Source organism: Stenotrophomonas genospecies 3 (assembly GCF_054473855.1).
In genome coordinates, this window is record NZ_JBTMUR010000002.1 from 41,705 (window position 1) to 59,140 (window position 17,436).

Below are 17,436 nucleotides of genomic sequence, written 5' to 3' on the forward strand. Positions count from 1 at the left end.
GCGTGCCAATCAGGATGCTGTCCATGTTCCGTTCCCGTCCGTTGTCCCTTGCCATCCTCCTTGCGGTGGCACCGCTGTCGGCGTCTTCCGCTGAGCGCGCCGACCTGCTGATCCGCAATGCCACCGTGGTCGATGTCGAGCACGCCAGCACCCTGGCGGGGCAGAGCGTGGTGATCCGCGGCGAGGACATCGTCGCCGTCGGCCCGGATGCACAGCTGCGCAGCCAGTGGAGTACGGCCCGCCAGATCGATGCCAAGGGCAAGTACCTGATCCCGGGCCTGTGGGACATGCACGTGCACTTCGGTGGTGGCCCGGCGCTGATTGAAGAGAACAAGGCGCTGCTGCCGCTGTACATCGCGCACGGCATCACCACCGTGCGTGACTGCTCCGGCGACCTGCCCGAACAGGTACTGCAGTGGCGTGGCGAGATCGCCAAGGGCACGCTGTTCGGCCCGCGCCTGCTCAGCTCGGGCGCGAAGATCGAAGGCATCAAGCCGGTCTGGAAGGGCACGATCGAGGTGGGTAGCGAGGCTGACGCCGACAAGGCGATCACCCGCCTGCAGCACGACAAGGTTGATTTCGTGAAGATTACCGACAGCACGCTGAAGCCGGAACTGTTCCTGTACTCGGCCAGTGCTGCGCGCAAGGCCGGCTTCAAGGCCTCGGGGCATATTCCGATGGCACTGACCGTGGAGCAGGCGGTCGATGCGGGCCTGGCCTCGATCGAGCATCTGGATTATGCATTCAAGGCCGGCAGCAAGGACGAAGCGCAGATCGCCGCCGACTTCGGTGCCGGTCGCATCGACCGCGCCGAAGCCAACCGGCGCCTCGACGCCAGCTTCGACCGCGACACGGCGATGCACGCCTACCGCGATTTCGCCAAGCGTGGCGTATTCGTGACCCCGACCCTCAACGGTGGCCGCATCCTCGATTTCCTTGACCAGGATGACCACGCCAACGATCCGTACCTGGCCTACATCGGCCCGGGCCTGCGCGCGACCTACCAGTGGCGCGTGGACCGCGCGGCGAAGGCCACGCCGGCACAGATCGAGGCGCGCCACGCGCAGTACCACCAGGTGGCCGCGGTGCTGCCGATGCTGCAGGAGGCCGGCGTGACGATCATTGCGGGCACCGATGCGGGCTTCCTCAACTCGTTCAACTTCCCGGGCATCGCCCTGCACCAGGAATTGCAGCTGTTCGTGAAGGAAGGCCTGAGCGCACCGCAGGCGCTGTCGGCCGCAACCCGTTCCGGCCCGGCCTGGTTCGGCCAGATGGACCGTTACGGTGGTGTCGCGCAGGGCAAGGCCGCCGATCTGGTGCTGCTGACCGCCAACCCGCTGCAGGACATTGCTGCCACCGAAAAGATCGACAGCGTGATCCTGCGCGGCAACGTGTATGACCGCGCCGCGCTGGACAAGATGCTGGCCGACACCAAGGCCAGGGTCGCAGCGTGGAATGCCGAGGCGGCCAAGGCCAACTGATTGCGGGGCGGGGCAGAATCCACGCATGGCGTGGATCTACCCGTACCATCAGTAAATCCACGCCATGCGTGGATGATGCGGCCGATGACCTAACGCGGCGCCGGCCGCATTCCATGCAATTGCGGCAGCGCGGCCTTCATCGCATCGATGAAGGCGCGCAGCCGCGGCGGCTGATGGCGCGCGGCGGGAAACACCACGTGTACCGGCAGTGCCGGCGCCTGCCAGTCCGGCAGCAGCTGCACCAGCCGCCCTTGTGCGAGATCGTCGGCCACCAGCCAGGCCGAGACCACCGCTGCGCCCAGCCCCGCACATGCGGCCTGCTGCACCACGAACAGGTTGTCGCTGAGCAGGCGCGGGCTGATCGACAGCGTATGCGCGCGGCCCTGTGCGTCATGCAGCAGCAGGCGTTCGCGGTAGTAGGTGACCAGCGAGATCCACGGCAGTGTCTGCGCCTGTTCCGGCGTACTGACTGCTGTGGCGTCCACCAACGAGGGCGCTGCCACGACGATGCGCGGCACTTCGGCGAGCGGTAGTGCGACCATGCGCGGTTCGTCGACCGGACCCACCCGCACCGCGCAGTCGATGCCTTCTGCGATGAAGTCCGGGCGACGATCTTCAAGGATCCACTCCAGGCTCAGCTGCGGGTGCTGGGCAAGGAACGCGAGCATGGTCGGCAGCAGCTGCGCCTGGCCGAAGGCGTGCGGCACCATCACCCGCAAACGTCCACGCAGCGTTTCCGGTTCGCCGTGCAGTTCGGCCTGTAGCGACTCCCATTCGTCGACCACGCGTTGCGCATGACGCTGGCAGCGCAGGCCATCCTCGGTCAGCTGCAGGCCGTGGGTGGAGCGCTGCAGCAGGCGCAGACCGAGCTGGCGCTCCAGGGCCTGCAGGCGGCGACTGACCGTCGGCTGGGTGGTGCCCAGCTGCACGGCTGCGGCAGACAGGCTGCCGGCATCGACGATGCGCAGGAAGGTGCGCAGCAGATCCAGACGATCGGCGCCGGTGGCGAGGTCATTCATGCGTGTGGCGTATGAAGTGTATGTGCGGAAGCCTACTACAGACGCTTTGCGAATACCGGCAGGATACGCCCACTTCCCCCACCGGACTCTCCCATGTCTACCCGCTCGCTGTCCGTCGCTGCGGCACCCACGACCGCACCCTCCACCCCGCTGGTGCTGGCAATGGCGGCCGGCGCTGGCTTTTCGGTCGCTTCGCTCTATTACAGCCAGCCGATGCTGGGGCTGATCGCCCGGGACCTCGGCGCCGGTGAGCGCGCCGCCGGCCTGGTACCGACCTTGACCCAGCTCGGCTATGCACTTGGCATCCTGCTGCTGGCGCCGTTGGGCGACCGGTTCGACCGCCGCAACCTGATCCTGTGGAAGTCCGCGTTGCTGGCGTTGGCATTGGGCGCTGCTGCGATGGCTGGCCACCTGCCGGGCCTGCTGATGGCCAGCCTGCTGGTCGGGCTGATGGCCACGCTGGCGCAGGACATCGTGCCGGCTGCAGCGGTGCTGGCGCCGGATGTGCAGCGCGGCCAGATCGTCGGCCGGGTGATGACCGGCCTGCTGCTCGGCATCCTGTTGTCACGGGTGGTCAGTGGCGTAGTGGCCGAAGCGTGGGGTTGGCGCACGCAGTTCGTGCTGGCCGCGGTATCAGTGGCGGCGATGGGAGCGGTGATGGCGCGTGCGCTGCCGCGCTTCGCACCGACCAGCACACTGCGCTATCCGGCGTTGTTGGGTTCGTTGCTGGCGTTGTGGCGGGAGCAGCCACAGCTGCGCCGTGCGGTGGCCAGCCAGTCGCTGCTGGCGGTGGGCTTCAGCGCGTTCTGGTCAACCCTCGCGCTGATGCTGCATGCACGGTTGGGGCTGGGTAGTGCCGCAGCGGGTGCATTCGGCATTGCCGGTGCGGCCGGCGCATTGGCCGCGCCGTTTGCGGGTCGATTCGCCGATCGCTTTGGTTGCCACGCCGTGGCGCGGCTGGCGATCGCGGTAGCGCTGCTGGGCTTTGGCCTGCTGTTGACCGAGTCGTGGCTGCCGGCCGCTGCGCTGCTACCGCTGCTGGTGGTGAGCGCGCTGCTGTTCGACTTCGGCTTCCAGTCGGCGCTGGTGGCGCACCAGACGTTGGTCTACGGACTGGTGCCGCCGGCACGCAGCCGGCTCAATGCGTTGCTGTTCACGGGCATGTTCATCGGCATGGCCGCCGGTGGTGCGCTGGGCAGCCTGGCGCTGGCGCAGTGGGGTTGGAACGGCGTGGCCTGGCTGGCGGTGGTGTGCGCGGGCGGCAGCCTGCTGCTGCGTTTGAAGTAAGGGGGGTGTTCGGCAGGGCTTGCAGCCCTGCACCTGCTGGAAGCTGGAGCAACAGCAACAGCAACAGCAACAGCAACAGCAACGGCGGGTTTCCTGTGGGGTGGTGGGGCGGTGTCGGAGTGCGGGGACGCCGCAAGTACGTCCTTGTAGGCTTGGCAGCCGCATCCATGCGGCTGACACCCCGCACTCCGACACCGCCCCACCTCTGACAGATTCCGGTGGCTGTTGGTAGGTGTCGACCTTGGTCGAAATATCTGTCAGATATCGAATGAGTCATCCACGCATGGCGTGGATCTACTTTGTCGACCAAGGTCGACACCCACCAGGGCAATACGCCGTTCCGACAGATCGCGGCCAACTGTCGAAGGCGGGGTGGGTCCGGTTGCGGGGGCGTGAGCCGCATGGGCCCGAGGCATGCCTTGGGCGGGTTGGGCAGGACGCCCAACCCCGGTCTTGCCGTGTGCGCAGGACTGCGCACACGAGCAAGCGGCGACCGAGCTTACATGGGTGAGGGCGCTTTGCTTGCGAAGCACGGCTTCGCAAGCGCCCGAACGCACAGCCGCCAGCGGCTGGGCCGGGCCCCGGAGGGGGACTTGCAGCGTCCCCGCACTACGACACCGCCCCGCCATCCCACGGAAAGCCCGCTGTTGCTGTAGAGGTTGCCGGCCAGCGGCCGGCACTACCGCAGGTGCAGGGCTGCAAGCCCTGCCGAACAACTCCCTAATCGTGACCGCTGTCGTCCAGGCTGATGATCCCGCGCCGCAGCGCCTGGGTCACCGCATGCGTGCGATCACCCACGCCCAGCTTGTCCATCAGGCTCTTCATGTGCGCCTTCACCGTCTGCTCGGAAATCTGCATGCGCTCGCCGATGCGCTTGTTCGACAGGCCGCCGGCCACATGCCTCAGTACCTCGGTTTCGCGCGGCGACAACCGGTCTTCCACCACATGCGCGGCGATGCTGGCCGCCACCGCCGGGGGAATCGGTGCGCGGCGGCCGCCAGCGACCATGCGGATCGTATCGACCAGCTCATGGCGGAGCATGTCCTTCAGCAGATAGGCGCTGGCGCCGGCCTGCAGTGCCCTTACCGCACGTACGTCACCGCGGTAGGTGGTCAGCACGATGATGCGCGCGCGCGGGTCCATCGCGCGGATCCGCACGATGGCTTCCACACCATCCAGCCGTGGCATCTGCAGGTCCATCAGCACCACGTCGGGCTGCAGCCGCTGGTAGCAGGCGATGGCTTCCTCGCCATCGGCGGCTTCGCCGAGCAGGCGCAGATCGGGTTGTGCGCCCAGCAGCGCCGCCAGGCCGTCACGCAGCAGCGGGTGGTCGTCTACCACCAGCACGCCGATCAGGGCAGGGGACTCAGTCATGGTTTGCTTTACTCCAGGGCCAGCGCCAGCGCGATGGGCGGCGGTGATACAGGCGCCGGGCGGGAACCGCCAGCGCGACTTCGGTTCCCAGTCCGGCGCGGGTCCACAGCTGTAGTTCCGCACCGAGGCGCTGCGCGCGCTCACGCATGCCCTGCAGGCCCCAATGACCATGGCCGGCATTGTCGTCGGCGATGCCGACGCCATCGTCGCGCACGTGCAGCAGGAAGCACCGCGTGCCGTAGGACAGCTCCACTTCGATGGCGCTGGCGTTGGCGTGACGCAACGCATTGCGGATCGCCTCTCGCCCGATCAGGAACACTTCTTCGGCCGCGTCGGCCTGCAGCGGTGGCGTTGCACCTTCCACGGTCAGGCGCAGTGGGTTGGTGCCATGCCCGGCGTACTCGGCGTGCACATCGGCCAGTGCCGAAGCGAGGTCGCGGCCAGCGAACGGTCCCTCACGCAGGGCATTGACCCGCTCGCGGCCCTCGGCCAGGTTGCGCTCGGCCAGTTGCATCGCCGATTCCAGCTGGTCGCGTACCTGCTCCGGGGTCTGCGGCGACTGGCTGATCGCGTGCAGGCGCAGGATCAGGCCCTGGCTGCCCTGCAGCAGGGTGTCGTGCAGGTCGCGTGCGATGCGTTCGCGTTCGCCATTGCGTTCCTGCAGGCGCGCGCGGAACAGCGCGGCCAGCTGCCCGCTGCGGATGCGCACCGCCATCACCAGCAGTGCGAGGATCGCGGCCGCACACAGCAGCTTGAACCACACCGTCTGCATGAAGGTGGGGGCGATGCGGAAGCCGCGACTGGCCGGTGCAGTGCTCCAGATGCCGTCCTCGTTGGCGGCTTCCACGTCGAACCGGTAGTTGCCCGGAGCGAGGTTGGTGTAATACGCGCGGGTGCTGCTGCCGGCATCCTGCCAGCCGTCGTCGACGCCGGACAGGCGATAGCGGTAGCGGTTGCGCTCCGGGCGCGCCAGCGACAGCGCCACGTAATCGATCTGCAATTGGCTGGTGCCGGCCGGAAGGCGCAGGCCATCGCGCAGTGGCTCGTGCTCACTGCCATAAAGCACTTCGCCGATGCGCACGCTGGGCGCCATGGTGTTGACGTGCGAGCGGGTGGTGTCCAGCCAGGCCAGGCCCTGGTTGGTGGCCAGCCACAGCAGTCCGTCATCGGCCAGCGTGGCGGTGGCGATCGGTCCGCTCTGCAGGGCGATGCCCGGCATGCCATCCACCGCATCGAACAGGCGTGGCGTCACCGGCAGCCCGGTCCGCAGCGTCCGTCGCAGCTCATCGCTCCCCAGCCGGACCAGGCCACGGCTGCCATTGAACCAGAGGTGTCCGTTCGGATCGGCCACCATGCCGGTGATGCCTTCCAATACACCGGCCATGTCGGTACGCACCGGAACGAAACGACCGTTGCCAACGCGCGCAGCCAGACCGGCTTCGCCGGCGACCAGCAGCAGGTCCTGGTGATGCAGCATTGCGGTGATCGGCCCGACCGACAGGCCCTGGCTGGCATCGAAGCTCTCGATGTGGCCCGCGCTCATCCGGCGCAGGCGGCCGTCGGCATAGCCGAGCAGCAGCTGGCCATGGGCATCCAGCGCCAGCGATGAGCAGGCCTGCTCGGGCAGGCGGACCTCGCGCTGCCATTGGCCATGCAGGTAGTGCAGGACGCCGCGTTCACCCGTGCATACCCAGGCCTGCGCGTCGTCGGGGAACAGCAGGGCGTGCAGCGGTTGCCCGGTGAACGGGGCCGGCAGCGGGATCAACGAGGTGTGGCCGGCGACCGTGCGCGCAAGATTGACCCAATCGAACTGCCAGATCGGCGTGGGTGCCTGGCGCGCGGCGGCCTGCAGCTGCGGGGCACTGCCATCCAGCAGAGTGCGCCGCAGATCGTAGGGTTTGAGGTCTTCGCCATAGCCATACACGCGGCCATCGCTGGCCCGCACCAGCGAGCGGTAGGGATCACTCGGGCCCACTGCCAGGGTGTGCACGCTGCGTGCGCGGAAGCGGTTGAGGCCGAGATTGGTGCCGACCCAGAGATTGCCTTCGCGGTCGGCGATGATCGGCACCGCCGAGGTGGCGGTCAGCCCGTGCGGCGAATCGAAGCGCTCCATGCGCACGGCGCGGCTGCCGTCGAAGGTGATGCGGGCGACGCCGCCGTGCGGGCTCATCGTGGCCCACAGCGCGCCATCGGCAGTGAACTGCAGGCGTGCAGCAACCAGTTCCGGAAGACGCCGCGCTTCACGTTCGCTGGCCGCCAACAGGCCCTGCGCGTTGGCCAGGGGTGAGGTGCCGCGCACCCGGTCGGCCAACCACACTTCACCCTGCGGGCTTTCGGCCAGCGTTGCCATCTGCGAGACCGCGATGCCGGTGTCCTCGAACGTGGTCTGGCCGGCCGCACGCATCCAGATCTTCAGGTCGGCCAGCACCCAGAACCTGCCCCGGCTGTCGTGCAGCACCCACTGCACACGGCGCTCGGGCAGGCCGGCTGCGGCCGGCAGTGGCTGCCAGCGCTGTCCATCAAAGCGGCGCAGCCCGCCATTGATCGCCGCCCACAGCTGGCCCTGGCGATCCTGGCTGAAGCGTGGGACCACGCCGACCGGCACCCCCTGCTCGCGGCCGTAGTTGTGCAGCCTCCCCTGTGCGAACCGGCTGATGCCGGCCTGGAAGTAGCCGATCCACAGGGTACCGTCGGCGGCATGCGCCAGCGTGACCATGTTGGTGGACGGGAACTGGCTGCCGACGGGCGCTGCCTGCCGTTCGAAGCGACGGCCATCAAAGCGGTACAGGCCCGAGCCGGTGGCCAGCCACAGCAGGCCGTCGCGGTCCTGGGTGATGTCCCAGATATCGCCGGGTGCACCCTGGCCGACCCGCCACGCGGTGTGCTCGTAACCGGGCAGCCCGCCGCTCACCGGCGGGCGCTGCACGGCAAAAGCGGGCAGGGCGGTCCACAGCAGCAGGCACGTCAGCAGCGTCGGCAGGCGACGCAGGAACGGGAAGGGGCGGCCACGCATGGCGCGCATTCTGGCAGGTGCGGGGCAGTCCGGGGTGACCCGAACGGGGTAGGCGGTCGCCGCCGCGGTCGGCTATCACGCCGGCATGTCCTGTGGAGCCCGGCCATGCAGCGCCTGTTCGTGATGTTCCCCGACCGCGGGCCGGGCATCGGCCTGCTGTGGCTGCGGCTGTGCCTGTCCGCGGCACTGTGCACGCCCGGCACGCATGCGGGCGGGTGGTCGGCGCTGTGCCTGCTGGCAGTGCCGATGCTCACGCTGGGTGTGTTGACGCCACTGGCCGTGCTGATGGCGGCCGTGGGCCTGTTCGCGCAGCAGGCGCCGTGGTCACAGGTGGTGCTGCCCTTGGCGCTGTTGATGTTGGGCCCTGGCGCCTATTCCCTGGATGCGCGGTTGTTCGGTCGTCGCCTGCTCGGGCGTCGGCGTCCCCCATTCGGGTAGGTGCTGGCCTCGACCGACGGGGGTAGGGCATCGTGCGGCGGCCACGCACCATGGGGCACCCCCTCGCGGCGTCCCGCATGGCCACCGTCTTTTCGCCCGATCCGCCCGCCGTGGCGCTGGCACCGCAGCAGGCCGCCGCATTGCAGCGCGCCCTGCGCTATGTCGATGAGCATCTGTCACAACCGTTGCGGGTGACCGAGCTGGCCGCAGCCGCCTGCGTCAGCCGCTTCCATCTGGTGCGCCTGTTCCGGACCGGTACCGGCGCCAGCCCGCTGCGCTACGTGCGCCGTCGCCGCATCGAACGTGCGCGCCAGTTGTTGCCGGTCGCGCAGCTGCCGATGTCCTGCCTGGCGCAGCAGCTGGGCTTCTTCGACCAGAGCCATTTCGTCCGCAGCTTCCGCGCCGAGACCGGCTGCAGCCCCGGCCAGTACCTGGCCGGCGATGCGGCCCTGTTGCTTCCCCCTGATCGTGTTTCCAACGGAGTCCAACCATGAGCCTTGCCACCGCCACGCCCGCCCCGGCCCTGTTGTCGCCCACCGACCATGCCCTGGTGCTGATCGACTTCCAGTCGCAGATGGCATTCGCCACCCACACCATCGATATCTCCGCGCTGCGCAACAACGTGTCGTTGATCAGCAAGGGCGCCAAGGGCTTCAACGTGCCGGTGCTGCTGACCACCGTTGCCGAAGCGTCGTTCTCCGGCCCGATGTTCCCGGAACTGCCGGAGATCTTCCCGGGCCAGACGGTGTTCGACCGCACCTCGATGAACACCTGGGAAGACCAGCCGGTGATCGATGAGATCAACCGCATCGGCAAGCGTCGGCTGGTCGTTGCCGGCCTGTGGACCAGCGTCTGCATCGTGGGACCGGCGCTGTCGGCGCTGGCACAGGGCTTCGAGGTGTATGTGATCACCGATGCCTGCGGCGATGTCAGCGAAGAAGCGCACGAGCGTGCGATCACCCGCATGGTGCAGGCCGGTGCAGTGCCGATGACCAGCGTGCAGTACCTGCTGGAGCTGCAGCGTGACTGGGCGCGCGGCGAGACCTACGAGCTGACCACCGGCATCGCCCGCGACCACGCCGGTGGCTATGGCATCGGCATCCAGTACGCCAAGCGCATGTTCGGCGCGCAGGAAGGCGGACACTGAGCATGCTGGCTGGCCATGGCCTCGACCTGGCCCTGCTGATGCTGCGCGTGGCAGCCGGGGGATTCCTGCTGCCCCACGCGCTGGGCAAGCTGTTCGGTTGGTTCGGCGGTCCTGGGCTGGCCGGTTTTGCCGGCGAGCTGCGCGGCTTCGGCCTGCCAGCGGTGGCACCGCTGCCGCTGCTGCTGGCCCTGCTGCAGGTGCTGTCAGGGCTGGCCGTGCTGCTGGGCTGGCAGACCCGCGTCGCCGCGCTTGCAGCGGCGGCCTTCATCGGCTTCACCGTACTGTTGGCCCTGCCCAAGGGCTGGTTCTGGATGCGCGGCGGCAGCGAGTACCCGTTGATGTGGACCACGGTACTGCTGGCCCTCGCGCTGACCGGGCCCGGCACCTGGGCACTGGACGGCCAACGCCTTCCGGGAGATCTCGCATGAGTCACGATCCACTCGATCACGGCCGCCGCAACGTGGTGCTGGCCGGCAGCGCCGCGGTGGCGCTGGGTCTGGCCGGCCGTGCCGGTGCCGCACTCGATTCCACTTCCAAGGAGCGTCGCATGAGCACGCTGGTCATCCGCAATGCCCGCATCACCACCCTTGACCCACAGCAGCCGCATGCACAGGCGCTGGCCGTGCAGGAAGGGCGCATCGTCGCCGTCGGCAGCGACGAGGAGATCATGCGTGGCTGGGGCAATGAAGCGACCCTGATCGATGCGCAGGGACGGCGCTTGTTGCCCGGCCTCAACGACAGCCATACCCACCTGATACGTGGTGGCCTGAACTACAACCTGGAACTGCGCTGGGACGGCCTGCGTTCGCTGGGTGACGCCTTGGACATGCTGAAGGCGCAGGTCGACCGCACGCCCGCACCGCAGTGGGTGCGCGTGGTCGGTGGTTTCACCGCCACCCAGTTCAACGAGAAGCGCCTGCCCACGCTGCAGGAGCTCAACGACATCGCGCCGGACACGCCGGTGTTCCTGCTGCACCTGTACGACCGTGCGCTGCTCAACCGCGCCGCACTGCGTGCCTGTGGCTATACCAAGGACACCCCGGATCCGCCGGGCGGCCAGATCGTGCGTGATTCGCTCGGCAACCCGACCGGGCTGCTGCTGGCCAAGCCGAATGCGCTGATCCTGTACGCGACGCTGGCCAAGGGGCCGCGCCTGCCGATCGAGTACCAGGCCAATTCGACGCGTCACTTCATGCGTGAGTTGAACCGTCTCGGCATCACCTCGGTGATCGACGCCGGCGGTGGTTTCCAGAACTATCCCGAGGACTACCAGGTCATCGAGCAGCTGCACCGCGATGACCAGCTGACGGTGCGCATCGCCTACAACCTGTTCACCCAGAACAAGGGCAAGGAAGTGGATGATTTCCGCGGCTGGAGCGAGGTGCTGCAGCCGCGGCAGGGTGATGACCTGCTGCGCCACAACGGTGCCGGCGAGATGCTGGTGTTCTCCGCGGCCGACTTCGAGTTGTTCAACGAGCCGCGCCCGGAACTGCCGCCGGAGCTGGAGCCGGAACTGCACGATGTGGTGAAGCTGCTGGTCGAGAAGCGTTGGCCGTTCCGCATCCATGCGACATACGACGAGAGCATCACCCGCATCCTCGATGTGTACGAACAGGTCAACCGCGAGGTGCCGTTCGATGGCCTGCACTGGTTCATCGATCACGCCGAAACCATCACCCCGCGCAACATCGAGCGCATCCGTGCGCTGGGTGGCGGCATCGCCGTGCAGCATCGCATGGCCTATCAGGGCGAAGCCTTCGTCGAGCGCTACGGCGTGCAGGCCGCGCGGCATACGCCGCCGGTCAAGCGCATGCTGGCCGAAGGCGTGCCGGTCGGTGCCGGAACCGATGCCACCCGTGTGGCCAGCTACAACCCGTGGGTGGCGCTGTCCTGGCTGGTGACCGGACGCACCGTGGGCGGGCTGGCCCTATATGGCGATGAGAACCTGCTCGAACGTGAGCAGGCGCTGCGCCTGTGGACCCAAGGCAGCGCCTGGTTCTCCGGCGACGAAGCGGTGAAGGGCACGCTGAAGGCCGGCCAGCTCGCCGACTTCATCCTGCTTTCGGCCGACTTCTTCCGTGTGGATGATGCGCAGATCGCCGACATCACCAGCGTGTTGACCGTGGTCGGTGGCCGCATCGTGCATGCCGACGCCGACTATGCAGGGCTTGCGCCGCAGCTGCCGCCGGCCATGCCCAACTGGTCGCCGGTCAACCGGTTCGGTGGCTACCACGTCGGCGGTACCGCCACCGGGTTGGCCGCCGCGCACCATCACCATCACGGTGTGGCCTGCAGCACCCACGGCGCGCACGGCCATGCGGCCCGGCATGCTGCACCCACCGACGACCTGACCGCGTTCTGGGGCGCGATGGGATGCTCGTGCTTCGCGTTCTGAGCCTGGCGCTGCTGGCCACCGCGCCATCGCTGACGCTGGCCTGCGAGGGTGGCCGCTGCAGCGACGTCGGTGACGGCCAATTGCAGCTGGATGCATCGCTGCGCGTGCGTGGGCTGTACTACGACCCGACCCGGTTCGGGATTGGCGGCGCAGAGGATGGCTATGGCCTGCTGCGCGCGCTGGCCTCGGCCACCTATGTGGAAGACAGCTGGCAGGCGAAGCTGCAGCTGGGTGTGCATGGGGAGAATGGCAAGGCCGGCGGCCCTGGCCGTACCGACCGCAGCGCGCTGGATGTGCAGCAGGCGTATTGGCGCTGGCAGCAGGGCGCGTTCCATCTGCAGCTGGGCCGGCAGGAAGCCGGCTATGGCAGCTCACGGCTGCTGTCGGTGCGCGATGGGCCGAACATCCGCCTGGCGTTCGACGGTGCACGTGCAGGCTGGAAAGGCCGCTTCGGCACGTTGGATCTGATGGCGCTGCGTCCGGTGGAGAACCGACCAGGTGCCTTCGATGATCGCGGCGAACACGGCGCCCACCTGTGGGGTGCCTATGCCACCACGGCACGTGGACAGGGTGCGGGACAGTGGGATATGTACCTGCTGGACTACCGCCGCGACGGCGCGCGCTTCGCCGCAGGCAGCGGTACCGAACGTCGGCACACTCTGGGCACGCGCTGGTTCGGCCATGCCGGTGCACTGGACTGGAACAGCGAGCTGGTGGCGCAGGGCGGTGAACTGCGGACGACCGCCGGCACCCTCGATATCCGCGCCTGGACGCTGGCGACCGATACGGGGTGGCGCTGGACGAACCTGCCGCTGCAGCCGCGGTTGGGGTTGAAGGCCGACATCGCCAGTGGCGATGGCAACCTGCATGACGGCCGCCTGGGAACCTTCAACGCCTTGTTCCCGAAATCGGCCTACTTCAGCGAGGCCAGCCTGCTGGCCCCGGCCAACCTGATGGACCTTCAGCCGATCCTGTCCCTGCGCCTGCACGACGCGGTGACGACGGAACTGGGCGTACAGATGGCCTGGAAGCATCGTCGTGCCGATGCGGTCTACACCACGCCGGCACCGCTGGTGGCGTTGCCAGGCAGCGCCGGTGGCGCGCGCCGCATCGGTAATCAATACAAATCCGAAACACGCTGGCAGGCCAGCGAACACTGGCAATGGCAGCTGCAGCTGGCCTGGGTCGACGCCGGTCCTGCACTGAAGCAGGCCGGAGGCCAGGACACGCTGTTCGCCTCGATCGTTGGAGCATGGCAATGGTGAACGCAACCGCGTCGCAACCCCCCGCACAGGCCGCAGGTGCCTGGTCCCCGCTGAAGATCCGGATGTTCCGCTCGATCTGGCTGGCGATCCTGGCCAGCAACATCGGCACCTGGGTCAACGATGTGGCCGCCGCCTGGGTAATGGCCGAGCGCACCGGCTCACCGTTGATGGTGGCGCTGGTGCAGTCGGCCACCACGGTGCCGATCGTGCTGCTGGCGCTGGCCGCCGGTACCCTGGCCGACATCGTCGACCGCCGCAGGTACCTGCTGGCCACCCAGGGCTGGATGCTGCTGGTCGCCGCGGTGATGGCGGCGCTGACCGCGATGGACATGCTGACGCCGCAGCTGCTGGTGCTGCTGACCTTCTGCATGGGCTGCGGTGCGGCGATGGCGATGCCGGCACAGGCCGCGATCGTATCCGAACTGGTGCCGCAGCCGATGCTGGCCTCGGCGGTGGCGCTGAACTCGATCGGCATCAACATCGCACGCTCGATCGGCCCGGCCATCGGTGGCGTGATCGTGGCCCAGCTCGGTGCGGTCTGGGCGTTCGGTTTCAACGCCATCACCTTTGCCGCGATGCTGTTCGTGGTGTGGGGCTGGAAGCGCGACCCGAAACAGTCCAGCCTGCCGCCGGAAGGCTTCGGTGCCGGCCTGAAGGCGGGCCTGCGCTATGCCAGCCGTGCCGGACGGTTGCAGGCGGTGTTGATCAAGTCGGTCGGCTTCTTCTTCTTTGCTGCGGCAATGAATGCACTGCTGCCGGTGGTGGTGCGCGGCCAGATGCAGGGTGGGGCGGGGCAGTACGGCATGCTGCTCGGCTGCATCGGGATCGGTGCCGTGGGTGGTGCGTTGTTGCTGCCGAAGCTGCGCGCGCAGATGGATCGCGACCTGCTGGTGCTGCTGGCCACGCTGTCGCTGGCGCTCAGCCTGGTCGGGCTGGCGCTGACCCGCAGCTGGTACGTGCTGCCATTGGTGATGCTGATCAATGGCTTTGCCTGGATCACCGTGCTGTCGTCGCTGCAGATTGCCGCGCAGACCGCAGTGCCAGTGTGGGTACGGGCGCGTGCACTGGCGCTGTACATCATGGTGTTCTCCGCTGGCATGGCGGCCGGTGGCCTGAGCTGGGGCGCGCTGGCGCAGCGCACCTCGCCGGAGCTGGCGTTGCTGGTGGCGGCTGCCGGCGCGGTGATCGGCGGATTGCTGGTGTGGCGCGTGCGCATCGCTGGCACCGAGGATCTGAACCTGCGTCCGGCCGGGCACTGGCCTGCACCGGAACTGTCGGTGCCGGTATCCAACGATCGCGGCCCGGTACTGGTCACCCTGGAGTACCGCATCGACGAGGCTGATCGCGCCGCATTCCAGGCGCAGATGCGCGCACTGGGCACGATCCGCCGCCGCGATGGCGCGGTGGTCTGGGGCGTGGTCGAGGATGTGGCCAGTCCGGGCATCCACCTGGAGTATTTCGTGACCCCGTCGTGGCTGGAGCACCTGCGCCAGCACGAGCGCATCACCGCCGATGACAAGGCGATCCAGGAAGTGCTGCGCGGGCTGCATCGCGGTGAGCGTGCACCGGTGGTGCGCCACTTCGTGGGCGGGCATGACCCGCTGCCGAAGACCGGGGTCCCGCACCACCACAGCGATATCTGACAAAAAAGGGGACGGAGGGGATTAAGTCGTTTGTGCACAAACGACTTAATCCCCTCCGTCCCCTTTTTGCGCGATCAATCCATCCCGATCCTGCGCAGCCGGCCAGCGGCCGGCTCTACCACAGGGGCGGCGGCGCTGGGTGGCGCCGCCGCAGTGCCTCACCCGCGTGCGAACGCCAGCAGGTCGGCGTTGAACCGGTCGGCGTGGGTGACGGTCAGGCCGTGCGGCGCACCGGCGTACACCTTCAACTCGGCTCCCTTGATGATCTGCGAGGACAGCTTGGCCGAGGCATCGAATGGCACGATCTGGTCGTCATCGCCATGCACCACCAGCGCTGGCACATCGATCTTCTTCAGGTCCTCGGTGTAATCCACTTCCGAGAATTCGTGCACGCAGTCGTACTGGCCCTTGACGCCACCGAGCATGCCCTGCAGCCAGAACGAATCACGCATGCCCTGGGTAACGCTGTTGCCGTCGCGGTTGGCGCCGAAGAACGGCGTGGTCAGGTCCTTGAAGAACTGCGAGCGGTCACCGCCGGTGCCCTTGCGGATGCCGTCGAAGACTTCCAGCGGGGTACCGGCCGGGTTGGCATCGGTCTTCAGCATCAGCGGCGGCACGGCGCCGACCAGCACCACCTTGGCCACGCGCTTGCTGCCGTGGCGCCCGATGTAATGGGCCACTTCGCCGCCACCGGTGGAGTGGCCGACCAGGATCGCGTCCTTCAGGTCCAGCGCCTCGAGCACGGCGGCCAGGTCGTCGGCGTAGGTGTCCATGTTGTTGCCGTCCCAGGTCTGGCTGGAGCGGCCGTGGCTGCGACGGTCGTGAGCGATCACGCGGAAGCCGTTCTGGCCCATGAACAGCCTCTGCGGGTCCCAGGCATCGGACGACAGCGGCCAGCCGTGCGCGAACACGATCGGCTGGCCGGTACCCCAATCCTTGTAGAAGATGCGCGCGCCGTCGGCGACGGTGACGAAGTTGCTCATTGTGGTTTCCTTGACGGAAGGGAGGGAAGGCGCTGGCGTGGATGCCGGTGCCTTCGGCAGTACAGCGCAGCGCCAGACCGACGACTTGCACGGCTGTGCTGGATTACGCCGGATGTGACGTGTATCGCTCTGGCACGAAGCCGTGCCGGCATCGAGGATGGCGGCAGCCCTGACGAGGAGCCTGCAATGTCGAACGCGTGTTGGAGCCCGCTGTTGTACCTGCTGCTGGCCACGGGGGCGCATGCTCAGACCAACGTCTACAAATGTGTGGACGGGCCGCATCCGGTCTACCAGCAGACGCCGTGCCAGGGGCGCGCGGAATGGCGCTGGGAGGTGCCGGCGGAGCCGCCCTCGACAGGTGCGAGCGCGGCCAAGGCAGCGAGCCCAGCTTCAATGCGTCCGCGTGTGGTGCAGCAGCGGCGTGCGCGGGCTGCAGTGATACCGATCAGCGCGGATCCCGCCGCCTGTGAGCGCGCGCGGCAGCATCGTGGGAAGGTGCTGGCCAATGGCAAGCGCATGGACTTCGTGCAGCGCCGGCAACTGGACGATGCCGTGCATGAGGCGTGCCGTTGAAATGGAATGGTGCCGGAAACGACAACGGCGCCCGTAGGCGCCGTTGGACGGCACGCCAGGCGCTGGACCTCAGCGACCGTCGCTGGCGGCCGCCGGTGCCGGCGAGGGCACGCTGTCCGGCTTGGGCAGGCTCAGCTCCGGGTTGCCCTGTTCGGCCTGCAGGATCTGGATGCGGCGCTGCAGGGAATCCAGCTGGCTGTTGGTGCTCTGCACGTCGCTGCTCAGGCTGACCGCCTGCTGCTGGGCCTGCTGCAGGGCAGCGCTGACCTGGGCCGACTGTGCCTGCTGCTGTTCCATTTCCTGCTGCAGGGTGCGCAGGCGCTCCTCGTTGTAGGCCACCAGGCGCTCGGTATAGCGCTTGCCGGCTTCCAGTCGGGTGGTGTCGATGTAGACCTGGGCCAGCTGCTCTGACTGCTGCGCGAAGGTGCGGTAGACACGCTCGGCGTTGTCGACGGCATCGGTCTTGATCACCCGCCAGAAGTTCTTCTCCTGGAACAGGGCGACGTAGTAGGTCAGGGTGTTGGCATTGAACAGCAGGCTGGCGCCGTAGTTGCCGTTGTAGGTGGTGCGCAGCTCGGTCAGCTGGCGGGCATCCATCAGCTGCTTGAGCTCGTCAACGGTGTTGCGCACCACCGGTGCGGTACGTGCGGCCGGCTCTGCGGCTGCTTCGCGGTCGCCGCGGGCAGCCATCGCCGCCGGTGCCACCAGCATCATGGCCACGGCCAGCAGTGCCGCGCCGCGCGCGTGCCGGGCGAAGACCGCGCCCCCTGAAGTTTCTCGCATGTCTAGACCATCCACGGATGAGTGTGGGTTGAGAT

Annotated in this window: 15 protein-coding genes; 10 read left to right on the forward strand and 5 right to left on the reverse strand. The window is 68.0% G+C overall.

What is annotated here, in order from left to right; genetic code table 11:
- Window positions 1-23: 23 nt before the first annotated feature.
- Window positions 24-1,481, forward strand: a complete 1,458-nt coding sequence (locus ACX9OT_RS02605; RefSeq protein WP_459000746.1) for an amidohydrolase family protein — start codon at window positions 24-26, stop codon at window positions 1,479-1,481.
- A gap of 89 nt (window positions 1,482-1,570) precedes the next feature.
- Here the strand turns inward: ACX9OT_RS02605 and ACX9OT_RS02610 are convergent, their stop codons facing one another.
- Window positions 1,571-2,500 carry a LysR family transcriptional regulator gene (locus ACX9OT_RS02610; RefSeq protein ID WP_459000748.1) on the reverse strand — a complete coding sequence of 310 codons (930 nt, stop codon included), beginning with the start codon at window positions 2,498-2,500 and terminating at the stop codon, window positions 1,571-1,573.
- A 93-nt stretch (window positions 2,501-2,593) separates the two neighbouring features.
- Here ACX9OT_RS02610 and ACX9OT_RS02615 point away from each other — a divergent pair, with 93 nt between their 5' ends.
- The gene (locus tag ACX9OT_RS02615; RefSeq protein ID WP_189721066.1) at window positions 2,594-3,787 is read left to right on the forward strand and encodes an MFS transporter; all 1,194 of its coding nucleotides are present in this window, start codon (window positions 2,594-2,596) and stop codon (window positions 3,785-3,787) included.
- 720 nt (window positions 3,788-4,507) lie between these two features.
- Here ACX9OT_RS02615 and ACX9OT_RS02620 read toward each other — a convergent pair.
- Together ACX9OT_RS02620 and ACX9OT_RS02625 are read right to left on the reverse strand one after the other, a co-directional pair.
- Window positions 4,508-5,161 (reverse strand): response regulator, encoded by a 654-nt coding sequence (locus ACX9OT_RS02620; protein ID WP_107432195.1) that lies wholly within the window; start codon window positions 5,159-5,161, stop codon window positions 4,508-4,510.
- Entirely contained in the window at window positions 5,154-8,183 is a 3,030-nt protein-coding gene (locus ACX9OT_RS02625; RefSeq protein ID WP_459000751.1) for a sensor histidine kinase, read from the reverse strand. Before ACX9OT_RS02625 ends, ACX9OT_RS02620 begins: the two co-directional genes overlap by 8 nt.
- A 96-nt stretch (window positions 8,184-8,279) precedes the next feature.
- Here ACX9OT_RS02625 and ACX9OT_RS02630 point away from each other — a divergent pair, with 96 nt between their 5' ends.
- The 7 genes from ACX9OT_RS02630 to ACX9OT_RS02660 all read left to right on the forward strand — a co-directional run bounded on the left by ACX9OT_RS02630 (window position 8,280) and on the right by ACX9OT_RS02660 (window position 15,062).
- A complete protein-coding gene (locus tag ACX9OT_RS02630) occupies window positions 8,280-8,612 on the forward strand; it encodes a hypothetical protein (protein ID WP_459000753.1) in 333 nt (110 codons plus the stop codon).
- A 50-nt stretch (window positions 8,613-8,662) separates the two neighbouring features.
- Window positions 8,663-9,106: a helix-turn-helix transcriptional regulator gene (locus ACX9OT_RS02635; protein ID WP_053091059.1), complete on the forward strand. Its 444-nt coding sequence runs from the start codon at window positions 8,663-8,665 to the stop codon at window positions 9,104-9,106.
- Window positions 9,103-9,759, forward strand: a complete 657-nt coding sequence (locus tag ACX9OT_RS02640; protein WP_049422794.1) for a hydrolase — start codon at window positions 9,103-9,105, stop codon at window positions 9,757-9,759. Before ACX9OT_RS02635 ends, ACX9OT_RS02640 begins: the two co-directional genes overlap by 4 nt.
- Window positions 9,760-9,761: 2 nt before the next feature.
- Window positions 9,762-10,187, forward strand: a complete 426-nt coding sequence (locus ACX9OT_RS02645) for a DoxX family protein (RefSeq protein ID WP_459000755.1) — start codon at window positions 9,762-9,764, stop codon at window positions 10,185-10,187.
- Window positions 10,188-10,306: 119 nt separating this feature from the next.
- The gene (locus tag ACX9OT_RS02650; RefSeq protein ID WP_459001210.1) at window positions 10,307-12,154 is read left to right on the forward strand and encodes an amidohydrolase; all 1,848 of its coding nucleotides are present in this window, start codon (window positions 10,307-10,309) and stop codon (window positions 12,152-12,154) included.
- Window positions 12,133-13,419: an alginate export family protein gene (locus ACX9OT_RS02655; protein ID WP_459000757.1), complete on the forward strand. Its 1,287-nt coding sequence runs from the start codon at window positions 12,133-12,135 to the stop codon at window positions 13,417-13,419. The genes ACX9OT_RS02650 and ACX9OT_RS02655 overlap by 22 nt, the downstream gene beginning before the upstream one ends.
- Window positions 13,413-15,062 carry an MFS transporter gene (locus tag ACX9OT_RS02660; RefSeq protein WP_459000759.1) on the forward strand — a complete coding sequence of 550 codons (1,650 nt, stop codon included), beginning with the start codon at window positions 13,413-13,415 and terminating at the stop codon, window positions 15,060-15,062. The genes ACX9OT_RS02655 and ACX9OT_RS02660 overlap by 7 nt, the downstream gene beginning before the upstream one ends.
- 158 nt (window positions 15,063-15,220) lie before the next feature.
- Here the strand turns inward: ACX9OT_RS02660 and ACX9OT_RS02665 are convergent, their stop codons facing one another.
- Window positions 15,221-16,045 carry an alpha/beta fold hydrolase gene (locus tag ACX9OT_RS02665; protein WP_459000761.1) on the reverse strand — a complete coding sequence of 275 codons (825 nt, stop codon included), beginning with the start codon at window positions 16,043-16,045 and terminating at the stop codon, window positions 15,221-15,223.
- A gap of 186 nt (window positions 16,046-16,231) precedes the next feature.
- On the opposite strand from ACX9OT_RS02665, the gene ACX9OT_RS02670 reads away from it, so the two are divergent.
- Window positions 16,232-16,618, forward strand: coding sequence for a hypothetical protein (locus tag ACX9OT_RS02670; protein WP_071229094.1), 387 nt, complete (start codon window positions 16,232-16,234; stop codon window positions 16,616-16,618).
- 69 nt (window positions 16,619-16,687) lie between these two features.
- Here ACX9OT_RS02670 and ACX9OT_RS02675 read toward each other — a convergent pair whose 3' ends face one another.
- Window positions 16,688-17,401 carry a DUF2968 domain-containing protein gene (locus tag ACX9OT_RS02675; protein WP_043402505.1) on the reverse strand — a complete coding sequence of 238 codons (714 nt, stop codon included), beginning with the start codon at window positions 17,399-17,401 and terminating at the stop codon, window positions 16,688-16,690.
- Between the last annotated feature and the right edge of the window lie 35 nt (window positions 17,402-17,436).

Excerpts from the sequence above, each read along its gene's own strand:
- ACX9OT_RS02605 (WP_459000746.1), top strand. The coding sequence starts at position 24 with ATGTTCCGTTCCCGTCCGTTGTCCCTTGCCATCCTCCTTGCGGTGGCA.
- ACX9OT_RS02610 (WP_459000748.1), bottom strand. The coding sequence starts at position 2,500 with ATGAATGACCTCGCCACCGGCGCCGATCGTCTGGATCTGCTGCGCACC.
- ACX9OT_RS02615 (WP_189721066.1), top strand. The coding sequence starts at position 2,594 with ATGTCTACCCGCTCGCTGTCCGTCGCTGCGGCACCCACGACCGCACCC.
- ACX9OT_RS02620 (WP_107432195.1), bottom strand. The coding sequence starts at position 5,161 with ATGACTGAGTCCCCTGCCCTGATCGGCGTGCTGGTGGTAGACGACCAC.
- ACX9OT_RS02625 (WP_459000751.1), bottom strand. The coding sequence starts at position 8,183 with ATGCGCGCCATGCGTGGCCGCCCCTTCCCGTTCCTGCGTCGCCTGCCG.
- ACX9OT_RS02630 (WP_459000753.1), top strand. The coding sequence starts at position 8,280 with ATGCAGCGCCTGTTCGTGATGTTCCCCGACCGCGGGCCGGGCATCGGC.
- ACX9OT_RS02635 (WP_053091059.1), top strand. The coding sequence starts at position 8,663 with ATGGGGCACCCCCTCGCGGCGTCCCGCATGGCCACCGTCTTTTCGCCC.
- ACX9OT_RS02640 (WP_049422794.1), top strand. The coding sequence starts at position 9,103 with ATGAGCCTTGCCACCGCCACGCCCGCCCCGGCCCTGTTGTCGCCCACC.
- ACX9OT_RS02645 (WP_459000755.1), top strand. The coding sequence starts at position 9,762 with ATGCTGGCTGGCCATGGCCTCGACCTGGCCCTGCTGATGCTGCGCGTG.
- ACX9OT_RS02650 (WP_459001210.1), top strand. The coding sequence starts at position 10,307 with ATGAGCACGCTGGTCATCCGCAATGCCCGCATCACCACCCTTGACCCA.
- ACX9OT_RS02655 (WP_459000757.1), top strand. The coding sequence starts at position 12,133 with ATGCTCGTGCTTCGCGTTCTGAGCCTGGCGCTGCTGGCCACCGCGCCA.
- ACX9OT_RS02660 (WP_459000759.1), top strand. The coding sequence starts at position 13,413 with ATGGTGAACGCAACCGCGTCGCAACCCCCCGCACAGGCCGCAGGTGCC.
- ACX9OT_RS02665 (WP_459000761.1), bottom strand. The coding sequence starts at position 16,045 with ATGAGCAACTTCGTCACCGTCGCCGACGGCGCGCGCATCTTCTACAAG.
- ACX9OT_RS02670 (WP_071229094.1), top strand. The coding sequence starts at position 16,232 with ATGTCGAACGCGTGTTGGAGCCCGCTGTTGTACCTGCTGCTGGCCACG.
- ACX9OT_RS02675 (WP_043402505.1), bottom strand. The coding sequence starts at position 17,401 with ATGCGAGAAACTTCAGGGGGCGCGGTCTTCGCCCGGCACGCGCGCGGC.